Origin of the sequence: Nonomuraea basaltis, assembly GCF_005893125.1 — a bacterium.
In the GTDB taxonomy this organism is placed as follows: Bacteria; Actinomycetota; Actinomycetes; order Streptosporangiales; family Streptosporangiaceae; genus Nonomuraea; species Nonomuraea basaltis.
This window is the reverse complement of the sequence record NZ_VCJS01000027.1, coordinates 62,918-77,487: the sequence shown is the minus strand read 5'-3', so window position 1 is coordinate 77,487 and position 14,570 is coordinate 62,918. Positions and strand designations below refer to the sequence as shown.

The 14,570-nt window shown below is 70.5% G+C and carries 14 protein-coding genes; 5 read left to right on the top strand and 9 right to left on the bottom strand.

Translation table 11 applies throughout. The features are described 5' to 3' along the window. Positions 1-175: 175 nt before the first annotated feature. The gene (locus tag EJK15_RS74525) at positions 176-1,456 is read right to left on the bottom strand and encodes a helix-turn-helix transcriptional regulator (RefSeq protein ID WP_240777002.1); all 1,281 of its coding nucleotides are present in this window, start codon (positions 1,454-1,456) and stop codon (positions 176-178) included. A 166-nt stretch (positions 1,457-1,622) separates the two neighbouring features. On the opposite strand from EJK15_RS74525, the gene EJK15_RS15685 reads away from it, so the two are divergent. From EJK15_RS15685 to EJK15_RS15665, 5 genes are all read left to right on the top strand, one after another. Beyond that, entirely contained in the window at positions 1,623-2,555 is a 933-nt protein-coding gene (locus tag EJK15_RS15685; RefSeq protein ID WP_138711159.1) for an NADP-dependent oxidoreductase, read from the top strand. Positions 2,556-2,587: 32 nt separating this feature from the next. Continuing rightward, positions 2,588-3,097 carry a luciferase domain-containing protein gene (locus tag EJK15_RS15680; RefSeq protein WP_138711158.1) on the top strand — a complete coding sequence of 170 codons (510 nt, stop codon included), beginning with the start codon at positions 2,588-2,590 and terminating at the stop codon, positions 3,095-3,097. A 115-nt stretch (positions 3,098-3,212) separates the two neighbouring features. Beyond that, a complete protein-coding gene (locus tag EJK15_RS15675) occupies positions 3,213-4,235 on the top strand; it encodes an aminotransferase class V-fold PLP-dependent enzyme (RefSeq protein WP_138711157.1) in 1,023 nt (340 codons plus the stop codon). A 59-nt stretch (positions 4,236-4,294) separates the two neighbouring features. Beyond that, entirely contained in the window at positions 4,295-5,020 is a 726-nt protein-coding gene (locus EJK15_RS15670) for a ThuA domain-containing protein (RefSeq protein WP_138711156.1), read from the top strand. 7 nt (positions 5,021-5,027) lie between these two features. After that, positions 5,028-6,062, top strand: a complete 1,035-nt coding sequence (locus EJK15_RS15665) for a Gfo/Idh/MocA family protein (protein ID WP_138711155.1) — start codon at positions 5,028-5,030, stop codon at positions 6,060-6,062. Here EJK15_RS15665 and EJK15_RS15660 read toward each other — a convergent pair. The 8 genes from EJK15_RS15660 to EJK15_RS15625 all read right to left on the bottom strand — a co-directional run bounded on the left by EJK15_RS15660 (position 6,059) and on the right by EJK15_RS15625 (position 14,506). Next, on the bottom strand, positions 6,059-7,111 hold the full coding sequence (locus tag EJK15_RS15660; RefSeq protein ID WP_138711154.1) for an ABC transporter ATP-binding protein: 1,053 nt from the start codon (positions 7,109-7,111) through the stop codon (positions 6,059-6,061). The genes EJK15_RS15665 and EJK15_RS15660 overlap by 4 nt on opposite strands. A 100-nt stretch (positions 7,112-7,211) precedes the next feature. Further along, complete coding sequence (locus EJK15_RS15655; RefSeq protein WP_138711153.1) at positions 7,212-7,973, bottom strand: ABC transporter permease; 762 nt, start codon at positions 7,971-7,973, stop codon at positions 7,212-7,214. An 89-nt stretch (positions 7,974-8,062) separates the two neighbouring features. Next, positions 8,063-8,851 (bottom strand): molybdate ABC transporter substrate-binding protein, encoded by a 789-nt coding sequence (gene modA, locus EJK15_RS15650; RefSeq protein ID WP_206060868.1) that lies wholly within the window; start codon positions 8,849-8,851, stop codon positions 8,063-8,065. Between the two features lie 9 nt (positions 8,852-8,860). Next, entirely contained in the window at positions 8,861-9,271 is a 411-nt protein-coding gene (locus tag EJK15_RS15645; protein WP_138711151.1) for a TOBE domain-containing protein, read from the bottom strand. 195 nt (positions 9,272-9,466) lie between these two features. Continuing rightward, positions 9,467-10,369, bottom strand: coding sequence for a carbohydrate ABC transporter permease (locus EJK15_RS15640; RefSeq protein WP_138711150.1), 903 nt, complete (start codon positions 10,367-10,369; stop codon positions 9,467-9,469). Further along, the gene (locus EJK15_RS15635; RefSeq protein WP_138711149.1) at positions 10,366-11,247 is read right to left on the bottom strand and encodes a carbohydrate ABC transporter permease; all 882 of its coding nucleotides are present in this window, start codon (positions 11,245-11,247) and stop codon (positions 10,366-10,368) included. The genes EJK15_RS15640 and EJK15_RS15635 overlap by 4 nt, the downstream gene beginning before the upstream one ends. Next, positions 11,247-12,611 carry an extracellular solute-binding protein gene (locus EJK15_RS15630; RefSeq protein WP_138711148.1) on the bottom strand — a complete coding sequence of 455 codons (1,365 nt, stop codon included), beginning with the start codon at positions 12,609-12,611 and terminating at the stop codon, positions 11,247-11,249. Before EJK15_RS15630 ends, EJK15_RS15635 begins: the two co-directional genes overlap by 1 nt. Positions 12,612-12,622: 11 nt before the next feature. Next, on the bottom strand, positions 12,623-14,506 hold the full coding sequence (locus tag EJK15_RS15625; protein WP_138711147.1) for a glycoside hydrolase family 127 protein: 1,884 nt from the start codon (positions 14,504-14,506) through the stop codon (positions 12,623-12,625). Between the last annotated feature and the right edge of the window lie 64 nt (positions 14,507-14,570).

The window sequence follows — 14,570 nt, the reverse complement described above, 5'->3', positions numbered from 1 at the left end:
TCAGGGTCGTAGACGACGAAGGGCTCGTTGGTGAAGTTGGTTGAGGGTCTGCGTGGAACAATTTTTACCTACCCGAGCGCCTTTACATTGTAGATTCATACGGGGCGCAGCGAGTGTAACCGGGTGACGATGAACTGCAGGGGCGTCGGCGGCTGTTCCCAAGACCGAGCCGCGTTCAGGCGAGTGTGGCCAGACCTGAGGAGTGTGCGAGGGCCGCGGCCTCCGTGCGGGTGCCCACGCCTAGCTTGTCCAGAATGTTGGCCACGTGGAACTTCACCGTGTGCTCGCTGATCAGCAGATCCTCGGCGATCTGCCGGTTACGCAGGCCGCGCGCCAGCCGTTCGAGCACTTCCCGCTCGCGCGGCTTGAGTGCGCCCAGTGCGGCGTCCGGGGTCTCGGCCACGGGCGGCGCGAGCGGCAGCTCCGCGCTCATCGTGGTGCCCCAGCCGGGAACGGCGTCGAGGGAGAGGTGGCCGCCCACGGCGGCCGCGAGTTCGGCCAGGCGGCGCACGGGCAGGGCGTCGGCGGTCAGTGTCCCCGGCCCGTCGTCGCGGACGACGAGGTGGAGTTCGGATTCTGCCGGTTCCCAGGTCACGCGGATCCTGGTCACGCCGTCCTGGTCGAGCATGGTCACGACGACGCCCCGTACCAGGGCCTGGGCGGCGTTGGCGATGTCGCCGGGCACGGCACGGTCACGGTCGCGCGGGCCGGCCAGTTCCAGAGACACCTGGCTGTAGCGGGTCAGCGGCGCCAGCTTGCCGGTCAGCCGATCGAAGGCCGTCCCGGCCGGCTCCTCGCTCAGCGCGGAGTCCAGGTCGGCCGCGGCGCGCAGCTCGATCAGCGCGGACACCGCCAGGTCGGTGGCGTTGCGCCGGGCGGCGGCGTCATCGAGCGTACGGCTGCGCAACGTGCTGAGCAGGGATTGGAGTGTGGCGGCGTGGGTGTTGGTGAGCTCGGCGATCACGCGGGCCCGCTCTCCGGCGGCCAGCCGGTTGCCGTTGAGATCGGCAGGCGGGAGGTTCTCGGCCCGGTGCATCAGCTGCAGGGCGACGAGGTCCCAGAGCCGCTGAACCAGGTCGCGTACCGGGCCGCTGGGCTCGTTCTCGCCGGAGGTCACCACCACGAGCAGGGCACCCGCGGCCCCGGCCGGGCGGGAGGCGACGGCGAGCGCTGGGAGGTCCTCGCCGGCCAGGCGCACTCGGCCGGACCGCGGCTCGCCCACGCCGACCGTGCCGCCCACGCGAGCCAGCTCGGCGCTGGTGATCTTCTCGGTGATCGCCGTCTCGCCGTAGGCCTTCATCGGATGCCGCGCGCAGTCGCCGGTGAGCATGGCCACCGCCCGGTGCGGCAGGAACTCCGCCAGCGCCTGTGACAGGGGTTCCAGCATGGCGCCGATGGGCGCTTGCAGCACCGACGCGGCAGCGGCCAGCACAGCACGCAGGTCGGGAAGATCCATGAGCCAGATGCTAAGCGATCCGGGTAGGCGGGGTGCTGCCCGTTCGAGCAGTGGATACCGCCCGAACGGGCGGTGAGCGGAATGGCGAGCGGCAGGCAGGCTCTCACCCGTCCGGTTCCGCCACACAGGCCATCCGGCCGTCGCCGCACCTAAGGAGTCCCTCATCATGAAAGCTCTTGTCGCCCCCGCCTATGGTCCCGTGGACGAGCTGCGCATCAGCGAGGTGCCCGATCGGTCGCCCGGTCCGGGTCAGGTGCTGGTACGCGTGCAGGCCGCGGCGCTCAACCCCTTCGACGTCAAGCTCGTCACGGGCGAGCTGCGCGAGATGTACCCGGTGAGGCATCCGTTCGTGCTCGGCATGGACGCCACCGGCGTGGTGTCGGCCGTGGGAGAAGGGGTGTCGCGATTCGCCGTCGGTGACGAGGTGATCGCCTACGCAGGCGCGGACTCGGGGACGATCGCCGAGTACGTGCTGGTCGGCGAAGGCCCTCAGCTTGTCCATCGGCCACGGGCCCTGCCCCCGGTCCAGGCCGCCGCGCTCCCCACGGTGGCGATGACCGCGCACTGCGTCCTGGCCGCCGCCGCGCTCAAGCCCGGCGACACCGTGCTGGTCATCGGTGCGACCGGTGGCGTGGGCGCGCTCGTGGTCCGGCGTGCCGCCGAGTCCGGCGTGCGCGTGCTGGCCACCGCAGCACCCGCCGACACGGCCTACATCCGCGGGCTCGGCGCGCACGAGACGATCGACCACACCCGCGGCGACACCCCCGCCGAGGCCCGGCAGCTCCACCCGGGGGGCCTCGATGCGGTCGTCGACCTGATCAACGCCGGTCCGGCGCTCGTGCCCACGGCCGGGATCGTACGGCCCGGCGGCCGGCTGGTCTCCACCCTGTACGGCCCTGCGGAAATGGACGGGGTTGTTCCCGTCTACGTCCGGATGGAGGCGTCGATCGGTGACCTGCCCCGGCAGGCCGAGCGGGCCGCGGCGGACCTCATGAGCATCGAGGTGGCCGCGACCTACCCGTTCGACCATTCCCAGCAGGCCATGCGCGACCTGGCCGCCGGCAGGTACACACGCGGCAAGATCGTTATCACTTTCTGAGATCCCCCGACCTGAATTCGAGGAGCCCCGTCATGCTGTCGCTTCCCGCCCGTGCCGGTGACCGGCCCCGTACCGGCCCGTCCGTTCCACACGTCCAGCTCAGCCAGAACAGCCCCCACGAGATCCGCGAGCAGCTCAAGCAGTGGATGAGCACCGACCTTCCCGCCGCCGGGATCAGGCCCAGCGAGATCTCCGAGCCCCGCTCCATCGCCTTCTTCCTGGAAGACGACGCGCTGCCACCACAGGGAGCGGTTCTCCTGCCGCCCCGCCTGATCGCCGAGTTCGCCCACATCCACATCGACGGCAGCCTGCACATGGCCCTGTCCCAAGAGGACCAGCGGGAGCTCATCGCCAAGGGGTGGGGCGAGCGCCATCCCCTGTACTCCCCCACGATCAACGTGGTGATGCTTTACGGCCCCCGCACGGCACAAGAGCTTGAGGTGGCCAAGAGCGTCGTCGCGGCGTCCTACCGGTACGCCACCGGCAGGACCCCTGTAGCCACCACGGCCTGGACCGGGCCCGCAACGCCGACACCGGATTGATCGCACGCGCCCCGAGCGACCTCGGCGACTCTCCCTCCGAAGACCATATTTTCGGACGCCACAGCGCTTGCGCCTTTACATTGTAGATTCGTTTGACTCGGCCTACTCTTGCGACATGGACATCGCCATCGCGGGCAAGGAGCTCTGGGACGCCGACCCCGGCTGGCTCAACACCGCCTCCTACGGCCTGCCCCCGCGCCGCGCCTACGAGGAGCTGCAGGACGTGCTGGCCCAGTGGCGGCGCGGGTCCAGCGACTGGAAGCCCTGGGACGCCTCCGTGGGCCGCTCGCGTGCCGCCTTCGCCCGCATGATCGGCGCGCCGGTCCAGGACGTGGCCGTGAGCTCCACCGTGTCGCAGATCATGTCCGTCGTGGCCACGGCGCTGCCACCGGGCGGCCGCGTCGTGGTGCCCGACATCGAGTTCACCAGCAACCTGTTCCCCTGGGCCGTCGCGGCCGAGGTCGAGACCGTTCCCGCCGACCGGCTGGCCGACTCGATCACCGGCTCCACCGCCGCCGTGGCCTTCAGCATCGTCCAGTCCGCCACCGGGTACGTCGCCCCGCTCCGCGACATCGTGGCCGCCGCCCGCGCCCATGACGTCCTGGTCATCGCCGACGGCTCCCAGGCATGCGGCTGGCTGCCCGTGGACGTCGACGGCCTGGACGTGCTGGCGTGCGCGGCGTACAAGTGGCTCATGGCGCCGCGCGGCGCCGCCTTCGGCTATCTGTCGCCGCGGCTGCGCGAGCGCATGCGGCCGCTGGCCGCCAACTGGTACGCCGGCGCCGACGAGGGCGGGTCCTACTACGGGCCGCCGCTGCGCCTGGCGCCGGACGCCCGCGCGTTCGACCTGTCGCCCGCCTGGTTCTCGTACGTCGGCGCCGCCCCGGCCATCGAGCTGCTCAACGAGCTGGGCGTCCAGCGGATCCGCGAGCACAACGTCGCCCTGGCCAACCGCTTCCGTACCGGTCTCGGCCTCGAGCCCGCGGACAGCGCCATCGTGTCCGTTGACGCCCCCGGGGAGCGGCTCGCGGCGGCCGGGATCCGCGCGGCCGTGCGAGCCGGCAAGGTGCGCGCCAGCTTCCACGTCTACACCACCGCCGGCGACGTCGACCGCACCCTGGACGCCTTGAACCCGTGAGGCGCCGCCCCCGGTTGGGCAGGAACCGTTGCGACGAGCCCACGACCGGAAGGAAGCGGATGGCGGTCAACGTCACTGTCTGGAGCGAGAACTACCACGAGCCACGCGAGGAGGAGGTGCGCCGCCGCTACCCCGACGGCATCCACGGCGCCATCGCGGCCGGGCTGAAGGAGCTGCTGGCCGAGCGCGTACACGTGCGCACCGCCGTGCTGGAAGACCCCGAGCACGGCCTGTCGGACGAGGCTCTCGCCAAGACCGACGTGTTGACCTGGTGGGGGCACATGGCCCACGAGGAGGTGGACGACAAGATCGTGGAGCGGGTACGGCGGCGCGTCCTCGGCGGCATGGGCCTGCTGGTGCTGCACTCCGGCCACTACTCCAAGATCTTCCGTACGCTGATGGGCACGACCTGCAGCCTGACCTGGCGCGACGCGGGCGAGCGGGAGCTGGTCTGGACCGTCTCCCCCGGCCACCCGATCGCGCGTGGCGTGCCACATCCGCTGGTGATCGACCGCCAGGAGACCTACGGCGAGCCGTTCGACATCCCCGAGCCCGACGAGCTCGTCTTCATCAGCAACTTCAGCGGCGGCGAGGTCTTCCGCAGCGGCTGCTGCTACCGCAGGGGGCGGGGCCGGATCTTCTACTTCAGCCCCGGCGACCAGGAGTACCCGGTCTACCACCATCCCGGCGTGCGCCGCGTGCTGGCCAACGCGGTCCTCTGGGCCGCCCCCGCCGACGGCGTCGCCGAGCCCCCGCAGAACGTCCACACCCCGATCCACTGGTAGGAGCCGCATGACGTTCAAGACCATCGAAGAGGACAGGCCGCTGCGCGCCGTGGTGGTCGGCGCCGGTTTCATCGGCGGCCAGTGGGCGCCCGAGCTGCTCGCCCACCCCGGCACCGAGCTCGTGGGCTGGGTGGACGTGGCCGAGGACCGGGCCCGCGCCGCCGCCGCCGAGCTCGGCCTCGACGACCTGCCGGTCAGCTCCTCGCTGACCGCCGTGCTGGACGGCGAGGAGCCCGACTTCATCGTCAACTGCACCATCCCGCAGGCGCACCACGAGGTGACGGTCACGGCGCTGCGGCGCGGGGTGTCGGTGCTGAGCGAGAAACCCATGGCGGTCACCCTGGACGAGGCCCGGTCGATGGTGAACGCGGCCGACGAGGCGGGGCGGCTCTTCGCGGTCAACCAGAACCGCCGCTACATGCGGAGCCTGGTGGCCTTCCGCCGCACGGTGGCCGATCTGGGGCCGCTCGGGCTGCTGACGTCGGAGTTCTTCATGCCGTACCGGGGAGCGCCGTTCCTCGCCACGCTGGAGCACCCGCTGTTGCAGGACATGGCGATTCACCTGTTCGACGCGGCACGGGCGGTCTCCGGGGCCGATCCGGTCTCCGTCTACTGCGAGTCGTTCCGGCCCGCCTGGACCTGGTACCCGGGCGCCTGCTCCGCCACCGCGATCTTCGAGATGACCGCCGGGCTGCGCTACACCTTCACCGGGAGCTGGTCGGCGCCCGGCCGGCCGACGTCGTGGACGGGGACCTGGCGGGCCGCCGGCACCCGCGGCACCGCCTGCTGGGACGGCGACGGCGACCCGGCGGCGGGGGCGGCCAAGGGCCAGGTGCTGCGGCCGTACAAGCAGGAAGCCGACCCGTTCCCGGGCCGGCGGCGCTACACCGGCCTGGCGGAGGGGCTGCAGGAGTTCGTGACGGGGCTGCGCACGGGACGTCCGCCGCAGGGCGACTGCCACGACAACATCCGCAGCCTGGCCATGGTGACCGCGGCCCTGGAATCGGCGCGCACCGGCGCGAGGGTGCCCATCGCCGTCTAGGCCGGGTACGCGTGCGTTTCTGTGGCCTTGACCGAGGCCCAGATGCGCTGGCCGGGGCCCAGGTCGAGGTCGGCGAGGGCGGCCGGCGTGATGTCGACGAAGGCGGCGATGGGGCCGTCGAGGTGGACGCGTACGTTGTCGCCGTGCCGTTCGATACCGTCGATCGTGGCCTGCCACAGGTTGCGCGGGCTGCCGTCGGGGCGGGTGCGGTAGAGCGCGACCGCGGCGGGTGAGAAGGCCACGAACGCGGGCCCTTCGAGCTGCTCGATGGTGCTGAAGAGCAGCTCGCCGACCTTGACCCGGGACCCGTCGCCCAGGCCGCGGTAGAGATTGAGCCCGACGAGCCGGGCGACGTAGTCGGTACGCGGGCGGCGGGCCACCTCCGCCGGCGTGCCCTGCTGGACGATGCCGCCGTTCTCGACCACGATCAGCCGGTCGGCCAGCACCATCGCGTCGAGCGGGTCGTGGGTGACCAGCACGGTGGCGCCGTCGAAGTCGGCCAGGTGGCGGCGCAGCTGGGAGCGGATCTCCAACCGGGTGTGGGCGTCGAGCGCGGCGAGCGGCTCGTCGAGCAGCAGCAGGCGCGGCTGTACGGCCAGCGCCCGGGCCAGCGCCACCCGCTGCGCCTGGCCGCCGGACAGCCGGAGCGGCTTGGCGGCGGCGTGGCCCGCCAGGCCGACGCGTTCCAGGAGGGCGGCGGCGGTACGGCGGGCCTCGCTCTTGGAGGCGCCGCGGCAGCGGGGGCCGAAGGCGACGTTGTCCAGGGCGGAAAGGTGCGGGAACAGCAGGTAGTCCTGGAAGACCATGCCGATGGGGCGCTGCTCGGCGGCCTGGGTGTGCAGGGTGCGGCCGTCCAGCGTGATGTGGCCGCCGTCGGAGAGGGCGGTGAGGCCGGCCAGGGCGCGCAGGGCGGTGGTCTTGCCCGCGCCGTTGGGCCCCAGTAGCGCGACGACCTCGCCGGGGGCGACCTCGAACGCGATGTCCAGGGTGAAGGCGGGCCGGGCGACGACCAGCCGCGCCCGCAGCCCGTCGCGACGCTCGGCCGTCATGGGCCGGTCACCTGCCGCTCGGTGCGCAAGGCGAGCCGGCATCGGCCGGTCACCCGCCGCTCGCCCGGCCCGTCAGGGCAGGATCCGATGGGAGGGCGGTTCATGGGCTGGTCACCCACCTGTCGCGCAGGCCGGCCAGGATGATCACGGAGACGGCGAGCAGGACGAGGCTGAGCACGATGGCGGCCTCCGGTTCGGTTTCCAGGGCGAGGTAGACGGCCAGCGGCATGGTGCGGGTGCTGCCCGGGAAGTTGCCCGCGAACGTGATCGTGGCGCCGAACTCCCCCAGCGCCCGGGCCCAGCACAGCACGGCCCCGGCCACCACGCCCGGTGCGACGAGCGGGAGCGTGACGCGACGGAAGACGGTCCAGCGCGAGGCGCCGAGCGTGGCCGCCGCCTCCTCGTACCGCTGGTCGGCGGCGCGCAGCGCGCCTTCCACGCTGATGACCAGGAACGGCATCGCCACGAACGCCTCGGCGACGACGACCCCTGCGGTGGTGAAGGGCAGGGTGACGCCGAACGTGGCCTCCAGCCACTGACCGATCAGCCCGCGCCGCCCGAGCACCAGCAGCAGGGCGACACCGCCGACCACCGGCGGCAGCACCAGCGGAACGGTCACCAAGGCACGCACCAGACGCCGTCCGGGAAGGTTCACCCGGGCCAGCAGCCAGGCCAGCGGCACGCCGAGGAACAGGCAAACGGCCGTCGCGATGGTGGCGCTCACCAGCGACAACCTCAGCGCCTCCAGCACCTGCGGCTCGGCCAGCCGCTCCAGCAGCGTCGGCCACGGGGCCCGGATCAGCAGCCCGGCCAGCGGCAACACCAGGAACGCCAGCCCGAGCAGGGCAGGCACCACCAGCATCCAGGGCAGCCGCCCGGCAACCAGCCCAGGACCCCCGCGCGGACGGCCCGGACGACCGGAACCATCCGGGTCGTGTGCCGGTGATGTGGTCATCTCGATCGGGAAGCCTCGAAGCCGGCCTTGGTCAGCACGTCCTTGCCCTGCTGCGACAGCACCAGGTCGACGAACTCCTCGGCCAGGCCACCGGCCGGCGCCTTGCCCAGCGCCGCGATCGGATAGTCGTTGACCGCCTGGTCGGCCTCGGGGAAGGAGATCCCCCGGACCTTGCCCGCCGAGGCGATCACGTCGGTCCTGTAGACCAGCGCGGCGTCCACCTCACCCAGCTCCACCTTGGTCAATGTGGCCTTCACATCCTGCTCCAGCGTAACGGGAGTGATCTTCAGCCCGGCCGCGCCGAGTGCCTTGACCGCCGCGGCCCCACAGGGCACCTGCTCGGCGCAGAGCGCGACCTTCACCCGGGGATCGGCCAGGTCCTTGAGCTCGTCCACCGTGGCCGGGTTGTCCGCCGGCACGGCGATCTGCAGCTTGTTCTTCGCGAACGTGACCGGCGCGCCCGCCGGGGACGCGTCCGTGACGGTCTTCATCGTGGCCGGACTGGCCGCCGCGAACACATCGGCAGGAGCCCCCTGCGTGATCTGCTGGGCCAGGGTCGCGCTGGAGCCGAAGTTGAACCGCACCGTCGCGCCGGGATGGGCGGACTCGAAGGCCCTGCCGAGTTCGGTGAACGTATCGGTGAGAGACGCCGCGGCGAACACCGTCACCTCCTTCTCCCCGCCCCCGTCAGCGGACGTGGCGGGTCCACCGGAGCCGCAGCCGGCCAGGCAGACGAGCGCGACCGCGATCGCGACGGACCGCCGGACCTCACGCCTGAACACCAAGACCGCTCCTCAATGGCTGCTCGCCACCCGCTCATGACCGGGGATCTCCACGACGACGTTGGTGGACTTGATCACGGCGACCGCCACCACCCCCGGCTCCAGGCCCAGCTCGTCGGCGGCCTGACGGCTCATCAACGACACCACCCGGTAGGGCCCCGCGGCGATCTCCACCTGCGCCATCACCGAGTCCTTGATCACCTCGGTCACGATCCCGCGGAAACGGTTGCGCGCCGACGAGCGGCCCCCGTCCACCTGGTCGATCTGGGAGCGGGCGAACGCGGCCAGCTCGGCCCCGTCCACCAGCCGGTGGCCGTGCTCGTCCCGCTCGGCGGCCAGGCGGCCGGCGTCCACCCAGCGGCGGACGGTGTCGGAGCTGACCCCGAGCAGAGCCGCGGCCTCGCTGATCCGGAACGTCGTCACAAGCCCCACCATACATCTCGCACATACCAGCCCGAAGAGGCCAGTATCTGGGCAACAGCAACAGAAGAAACGCCCATGGCATGGCATCCGCGAAGGAAGTGCGAAGAGGATCGCGCCCGGTAGGATCGCGAGCCGAGAAGCCGGTCAAACGGGGCACCTTCTCATCGATCATGACGACAGCATGCCAAGGGAGGATCAGTTCTTGATGCCCGTCAGCGTGACGCCCTCGATGAAGTAGCGCTGCAGGAAGAAGAAGAGCGCGACGATCGGCGCGATCACGGCCGCCGACGCCGCCATGAGGTAGCCCCACTGCGTCAGGTACATGCTCTGGAACGACGCCAGCCCCAGCGACAGCGTGTAGTTCTCCTCGCTCTGCAGGTAGAGCAGCGGGCCGAGGAAGTCGTTCCAGGTGCCGATGAACGTGAAGATGGTGACCACGATGATCGCGGGCTTCGACAGCGGCATGACGATCGTCCAGAACACCCGCCACGGCGAGGCGCCGTCGATGTAGGCGGCCTCGTCCAGCTCGAAGGGGATCGTCAGGAAGAACTGCCGGAGCAGGAAGATGTTGAACACTCCCCCGCCCGCCCCGGCGAACCAGCTCGGCACCGTGAGCGGCGCGATCGTGTCCAGCGCGCCCAGCTCCTGCCACATCACGAACGTCGGGATGAGCGTGACGGCGTACGGCAGCATCACGCCGCTCAGCAGCAGCGCGAAGACCACGTTGCGCCCCCGCCAGCGCAGCCGCGAGAAGCTGAAGGCCGCCACCGAGCACGTCAGCACCGTGCCCAGGACGCTGATGACGGCGATGACCAGCGTATTGACGAAGTAGCGGCCGAAGGGCTGGGTGGTGAGTGCCTCGCTGAAGTTCGACCACTGGAACGGGTCCGGGATCCACTGGGGCGGCGAGACGAACATCTGCGCGTCCTGCATGAGCGCGCTGCGCACCAGCCACACGAACGGCAGCAGGGTCGGGATCGACCCGGCCACCAGCGCGACGTACAGCAGCGCCCGGCCGTACCTGCGGGGTTTGCGCAGCCCTTGGGTGGGCGCCACGCCTCGCGCGCGGGTCTCGTCCGGGGCCGCCACGGCGGTCATCGGGCACCTGCCATCTCGTAGTAGACCCAACGGCGGGCGTTCCTGAACATCAGGAACGTCACCACCATGATGATCATGAAAAGGGTCCAGGCGAGGGCGCTGGCGTAGCCCATCTCGCTCTCGGTGAACGCCTTGCGGAACAGGTAGTAGACGTAGAAGAGGGTGGCGTGGTTGGGGCCGCCCTCGGTCATCACGTACGCCTGGTTGAACACCTGGAAGGTGCCGACCACGCCGACCACCAGGTTGTAGAAGATGGTCGGCGTCATCATCGGCAGCGTGACGTGCCAGAAGCGCCGCCACGCGCCGCCCCCGTCGATCGACACCGCCTCGTACAGGTGCCTCGGCACGCCCTGCAGCCCGGCCAGGAAGATCACCATGGTGTTGCCGAAGCCCCAGGTGCTCATGATGATCAGTGACGGCACGGCGGTCGACTCGGCGTAGATCCACTGGGAGGCAGGCAGCCCGCCCTGCCGCAGCAGCGAGTTGAGCAGCCCGAAGTCCGGGTTGAAGATCCAGATCCAGAGCACGACATTGGCGATCGCGGGCACCAGCGTCGGCAGGTAGAAGATCGTCCGCCAGAGCGGCAGACCGCGTGCCCGCTGGTTGAGCAGCATGGCCACCGCGAAGCTGACGATGAGCACCAGCGGGACCGAGCCGAGCGTGAAGTACGTGGTGGTGGTCAGCGACTTCCAGAACAGCTCGTCGCGGGCCATGGCGGTGTAGTTGTCCAGCCCGATGAAGGCCGGGCTGGACCCGATCCGCCAGTCGGTGAGGCTGAAGAAGGCCGACGCCACCATCGGCCCGATCGTGAAGATCAGGAACCCGAGGATGGCGGGCAGCGCCATGAGGATGCCCCAGCGCGTCTCCAGGCGGCGCATCAGAGTTCCTGGGTGTGGTGCCAGCCCTGCAGCATGCTGGTGATCTTCGGTGCGGCGGCCTTGAGGATCTCGCCGGCCGGCCGCTTGCCGGACTCGATCTCCTGCAGCGCGGGGGTGAGCACGTCGCTCGCGATCACCGCCAGGTTCTTGACCCGGTTGCGGAAGTCGGCCACGCCGTGCTCGCGCGTGTAGTCCACGACGGCCGTCCGGAACTCCGGCGGGTGGAGCTCGTTCTTGGTCCAGGAGTCGATGGCGGCCTGGTCCTCGTAGTACTTCTTCTCCTGCGGCATCCACAGGCCCTGCTTGTACAGGTCGACGTAGCGGGGGTCGTTGTGGAAGGCGAACAGCTCCACCGCCTCCTGCTCGTGCTTGCTGCCCGTGAACACCGCGGACGCCCCCGCGACCTGCGTGGCGGTGAACGGCTCCGCGTACTTGGGGAGCACGCCGATGCCGTAGTCGGCCTTGCTCTCGTTCATGTCGAGCAGGCTCCAGTGGCCGTCCACCACCATCGCCACCCGCTTGGTCTTGAGCAGGATGTTGGTGCCCGGCACCTCGTCCCCGGTGGCGGCGAGCTGGCCGGGGCCGGGCGCGACCCTGTGCTTGTAGACCAGGTCTTGCAGGTTCTGGAAGACCTCGATCGCCTCCGGCGAGTCCAGCGTGCATTTCTTGCCGGTCTCGTCGGCGATGTCACCGCCGTTGCTGCGCAGGAAGCCGTACCAGGCGGCGCCGTAGGTGAAGCTGCAGGAGATGCCGAACTGCTTGATCTGCTTGGCGTCGAAGCCGGACTCGTCCGGGCGCTTGCCGTTCTGGTCGATGGTGAGCTTGTAGGCGTTCTCGACCATCTGGTCCCACGTCCAGGCCGAGGCCGCGTTTGCCGGCGGGGTGACCCCGCCCGCGGCGACGGCCGACTTGCTGAACCACAGCAGCATGGCCTCGTTCGCGGTCGCGAGGCCGTGCAGGTTGTCCTGGCCGCTCCACAGGTACGCGTCCGGGAGGTAGCCCGCCAGCTGCGGGTACTTCTTCAGGTACGGGAACAGGTTGACCAGCTTGCCCTGCTCGCCGAGCCGGAACGACATCGACATCGGCACGTAGCCGGCGTCCGGCAGCCGGTTGCCGGCGACGAGCGTGTTGAGCTTCACGTCGTACTCGTCGGGGGTGTAGAGCGGCTTGACCTTCACGCCCGCGTTCTTCTGCTCGTACTGCCTGAGCATGTTCTCGACGGCCTTCTTCTCGAACGTCGAGCCCCAGTACATGAACTGCAGTTGCACGTTCCCGGCCGAGCCGGAGGAGCCGCCGCCGCAGGCCGCCGCCGTGGTGCCGAGGGCGGCGAGCCCGCCCAGCTTCAACAGGTCGCGTCTTCTCATCGAAGTCTTCCTTAAGCGAGGGGCATCCAGACCCGCATCGCGCCACCGTCGCGGTTGTCCCACTGGAAGTAGGGGACGGCCGTCGCGGTCACGCGGGTGCTGGTCGCCAGGGGCTTGCTTGCGTACGGCAGGCCGTCGCGAGGCTGTTCCACCGCGGCGGCGTCGATCTCGATCAGGACGGTGCGCCCGACGCCTGCGACGTCGTCCTTGGTGATGGCGCGCGGCTCGGCGCCGGGGGCGATCGCGAGGTCGTCCACCTCGACGCCCTCGGGCTGGTCGGCCTGCTCGAAGCAGTAGACGAGGGGGCCGCGCTGGAGTGCCACGCTGCCTCTGACCGCGTCGATCCGGTGGTGGGGGTGCATGAGCCTGGGCGTCATGTCGAGCTGGAGCTCGACCGTGTCGCCGTTGGTCCAAGGGCGACGGATCCGGAAATATCCGTCGCCGCCGGGGTTGGCGAGGCGACCACTGACATAAGTGGACTCGCTCCAGGAGGGGATGCGGAGCGCCAGCTCCCATGCGCCGACCGGCGCCTCCTCCACGGTGACGCGGATCAAGCCCTCCCACGGGTAGCCGGTGTCGACGCGCAGCCGGGCGCCGCCCCCGGCGAGGGTGCCCGGGACGTACTGGTGCAGTTGGAGGCCGGTGCCGGTCTCGGTGGCGAGGTAGCCGCCGAGGGAGGCCACCAGGCGCATGATGTTCGGCGGGCAGCAGGCGCACGCGAACCACTCCCTGCGCCGCCCGAGATAGGCGTCCTCGACGAGGTCGTTCCTGCGCTGCAGCGGATTGACGTAGAAGAAGCGCGTGCCGTCGGCCGAGGTGGAGGCGGCGAAGGCGTTGTAGAGCGTGCGCTCGATCAGGTCCGCGTACCGGCCGTGGCCGGTGGCCAGCAGCAGCCGCCAGTTCCAGTGGATGCTCGCGATGGCCGCGCAGCTCTCGCTGTAGGCGCGGTCGGGCGGCAGCTCGTAGCGCTCGCCGAACGCCTCGCCGTCGTGGCGCGAGCCGTGGCCACCGGTGATGTACGTCTTGGTGGCGACCATGTCCTCCCAGCGCCGAACCGAGCACTCCAGCAGCGACTCGTCGCCCGTCTCCAGGTAGACGTCGACGATGCCGGCCTCCAGGTAGAGCTGGCGCACGGCGTGCCCTACCGGGGTGTCGGCCTCACGTACCGGCAGGTGGTCCTGGGCGTACAGCATGCCCATGCCGCTGTCGGCGATCAGGCCCTTGCCGCGGTTGTCGATCAGCTTGCCGGCCAGCTCCAGATAGGCCCGCTCGCCGGTCAGCCGGTGCAGCTCGACCAGCGCGGTCTCGACCTCCGCATGGCCGTCGATGCCGTCGTTCCCGCCGGTGAGGAACACCTCGACCAGGTGGTCGGCGAAGCGGCGGGCGACCGCGAGCAGGCTGTCGCCGACGCCGGCGCGGGCGGCCGCCACCGCGGCCTGGAACAGGTGGCCGGCGCAGTACAGCTCGTGGCTGTACTCGAGCTCGGCGTAGATCTTGTCTGGTTTGACGACCTGATAGTGCGAGTTGAGGTAGCCGTCGGGCCGCTGCGCCCTGGCCAGCACCGCCGCCGCCTGCTCGATGAACTCCGCGTACCGGGTCTCCGGGGCGCGGGCGTGCTCCCACGCCACGGCCTCGAGCTGCTTGTAGAGGTCGGAATCCTGGAACCGGTAGCCCTGGAAGGGCCCGTCGCCCTCGCCCGCCCGAGCTCCGGCGCGCCGCAGGTTGGGCAGCGCGCCCGAGCGCTCCATCTGCTCCAGGCCCAGCGGGATGCTCGCCTCGTGGTTGATCCGCTGCCAGCGCGCGAACGGCCCGCCGGTGATGGCGACGTGCGGGATGCCGAGGGGCCGCCACACCGCCCGGCTGGAGGGTACGGCGGGACCAAGGATCTGTTCCAATCGAGCTCCTCACCCGAGTGAGAAAACATGGGAATAGGTTTTCTCAACCGGAGAGTAAGGTGTG

Bases quoted from the DNA above. Each gene is read 5' to 3' on its own strand.
- EJK15_RS74525 (WP_240777002.1), bottom strand. From the start codon at position 1,456: ATGGATCTTCCCGACCTGCGTGCTGTGCTGGCCGCTGCCGCGTCGGTG.
- EJK15_RS15685 (WP_138711159.1), top strand. From the start codon at position 1,623: ATGAAAGCTCTTGTCGCCCCCGCCTATGGTCCCGTGGACGAGCTGCGC.
- EJK15_RS15680 (WP_138711158.1), top strand. From the start codon at position 2,588: ATGCTGTCGCTTCCCGCCCGTGCCGGTGACCGGCCCCGTACCGGCCCG.
- EJK15_RS15675 (WP_138711157.1), top strand. From the start codon at position 3,213: ATGGACATCGCCATCGCGGGCAAGGAGCTCTGGGACGCCGACCCCGGC.
- EJK15_RS15670 (WP_138711156.1), top strand. From the start codon at position 4,295: ATGGCGGTCAACGTCACTGTCTGGAGCGAGAACTACCACGAGCCACGC.
- EJK15_RS15665 (WP_138711155.1), top strand. From the start codon at position 5,028: ATGACGTTCAAGACCATCGAAGAGGACAGGCCGCTGCGCGCCGTGGTG.
- EJK15_RS15660 (WP_138711154.1), bottom strand. From the start codon at position 7,111: ATGACGGCCGAGCGTCGCGACGGGCTGCGGGCGCGGCTGGTCGTCGCC.
- EJK15_RS15655 (WP_138711153.1), bottom strand. From the start codon at position 7,973: ATGCTGGTGGTGCCTGCCCTGCTCGGGCTGGCGTTCCTGGTGTTGCCG.
- EJK15_RS15640 (WP_138711150.1), bottom strand. From the start codon at position 10,369: ATGACCGCCGTGGCGGCCCCGGACGAGACCCGCGCGCGAGGCGTGGCG.
- EJK15_RS15635 (WP_138711149.1), bottom strand. From the start codon at position 11,247: ATGCGCCGCCTGGAGACGCGCTGGGGCATCCTCATGGCGCTGCCCGCC.
- EJK15_RS15630 (WP_138711148.1), bottom strand. From the start codon at position 12,611: ATGAGAAGACGCGACCTGTTGAAGCTGGGCGGGCTCGCCGCCCTCGGC.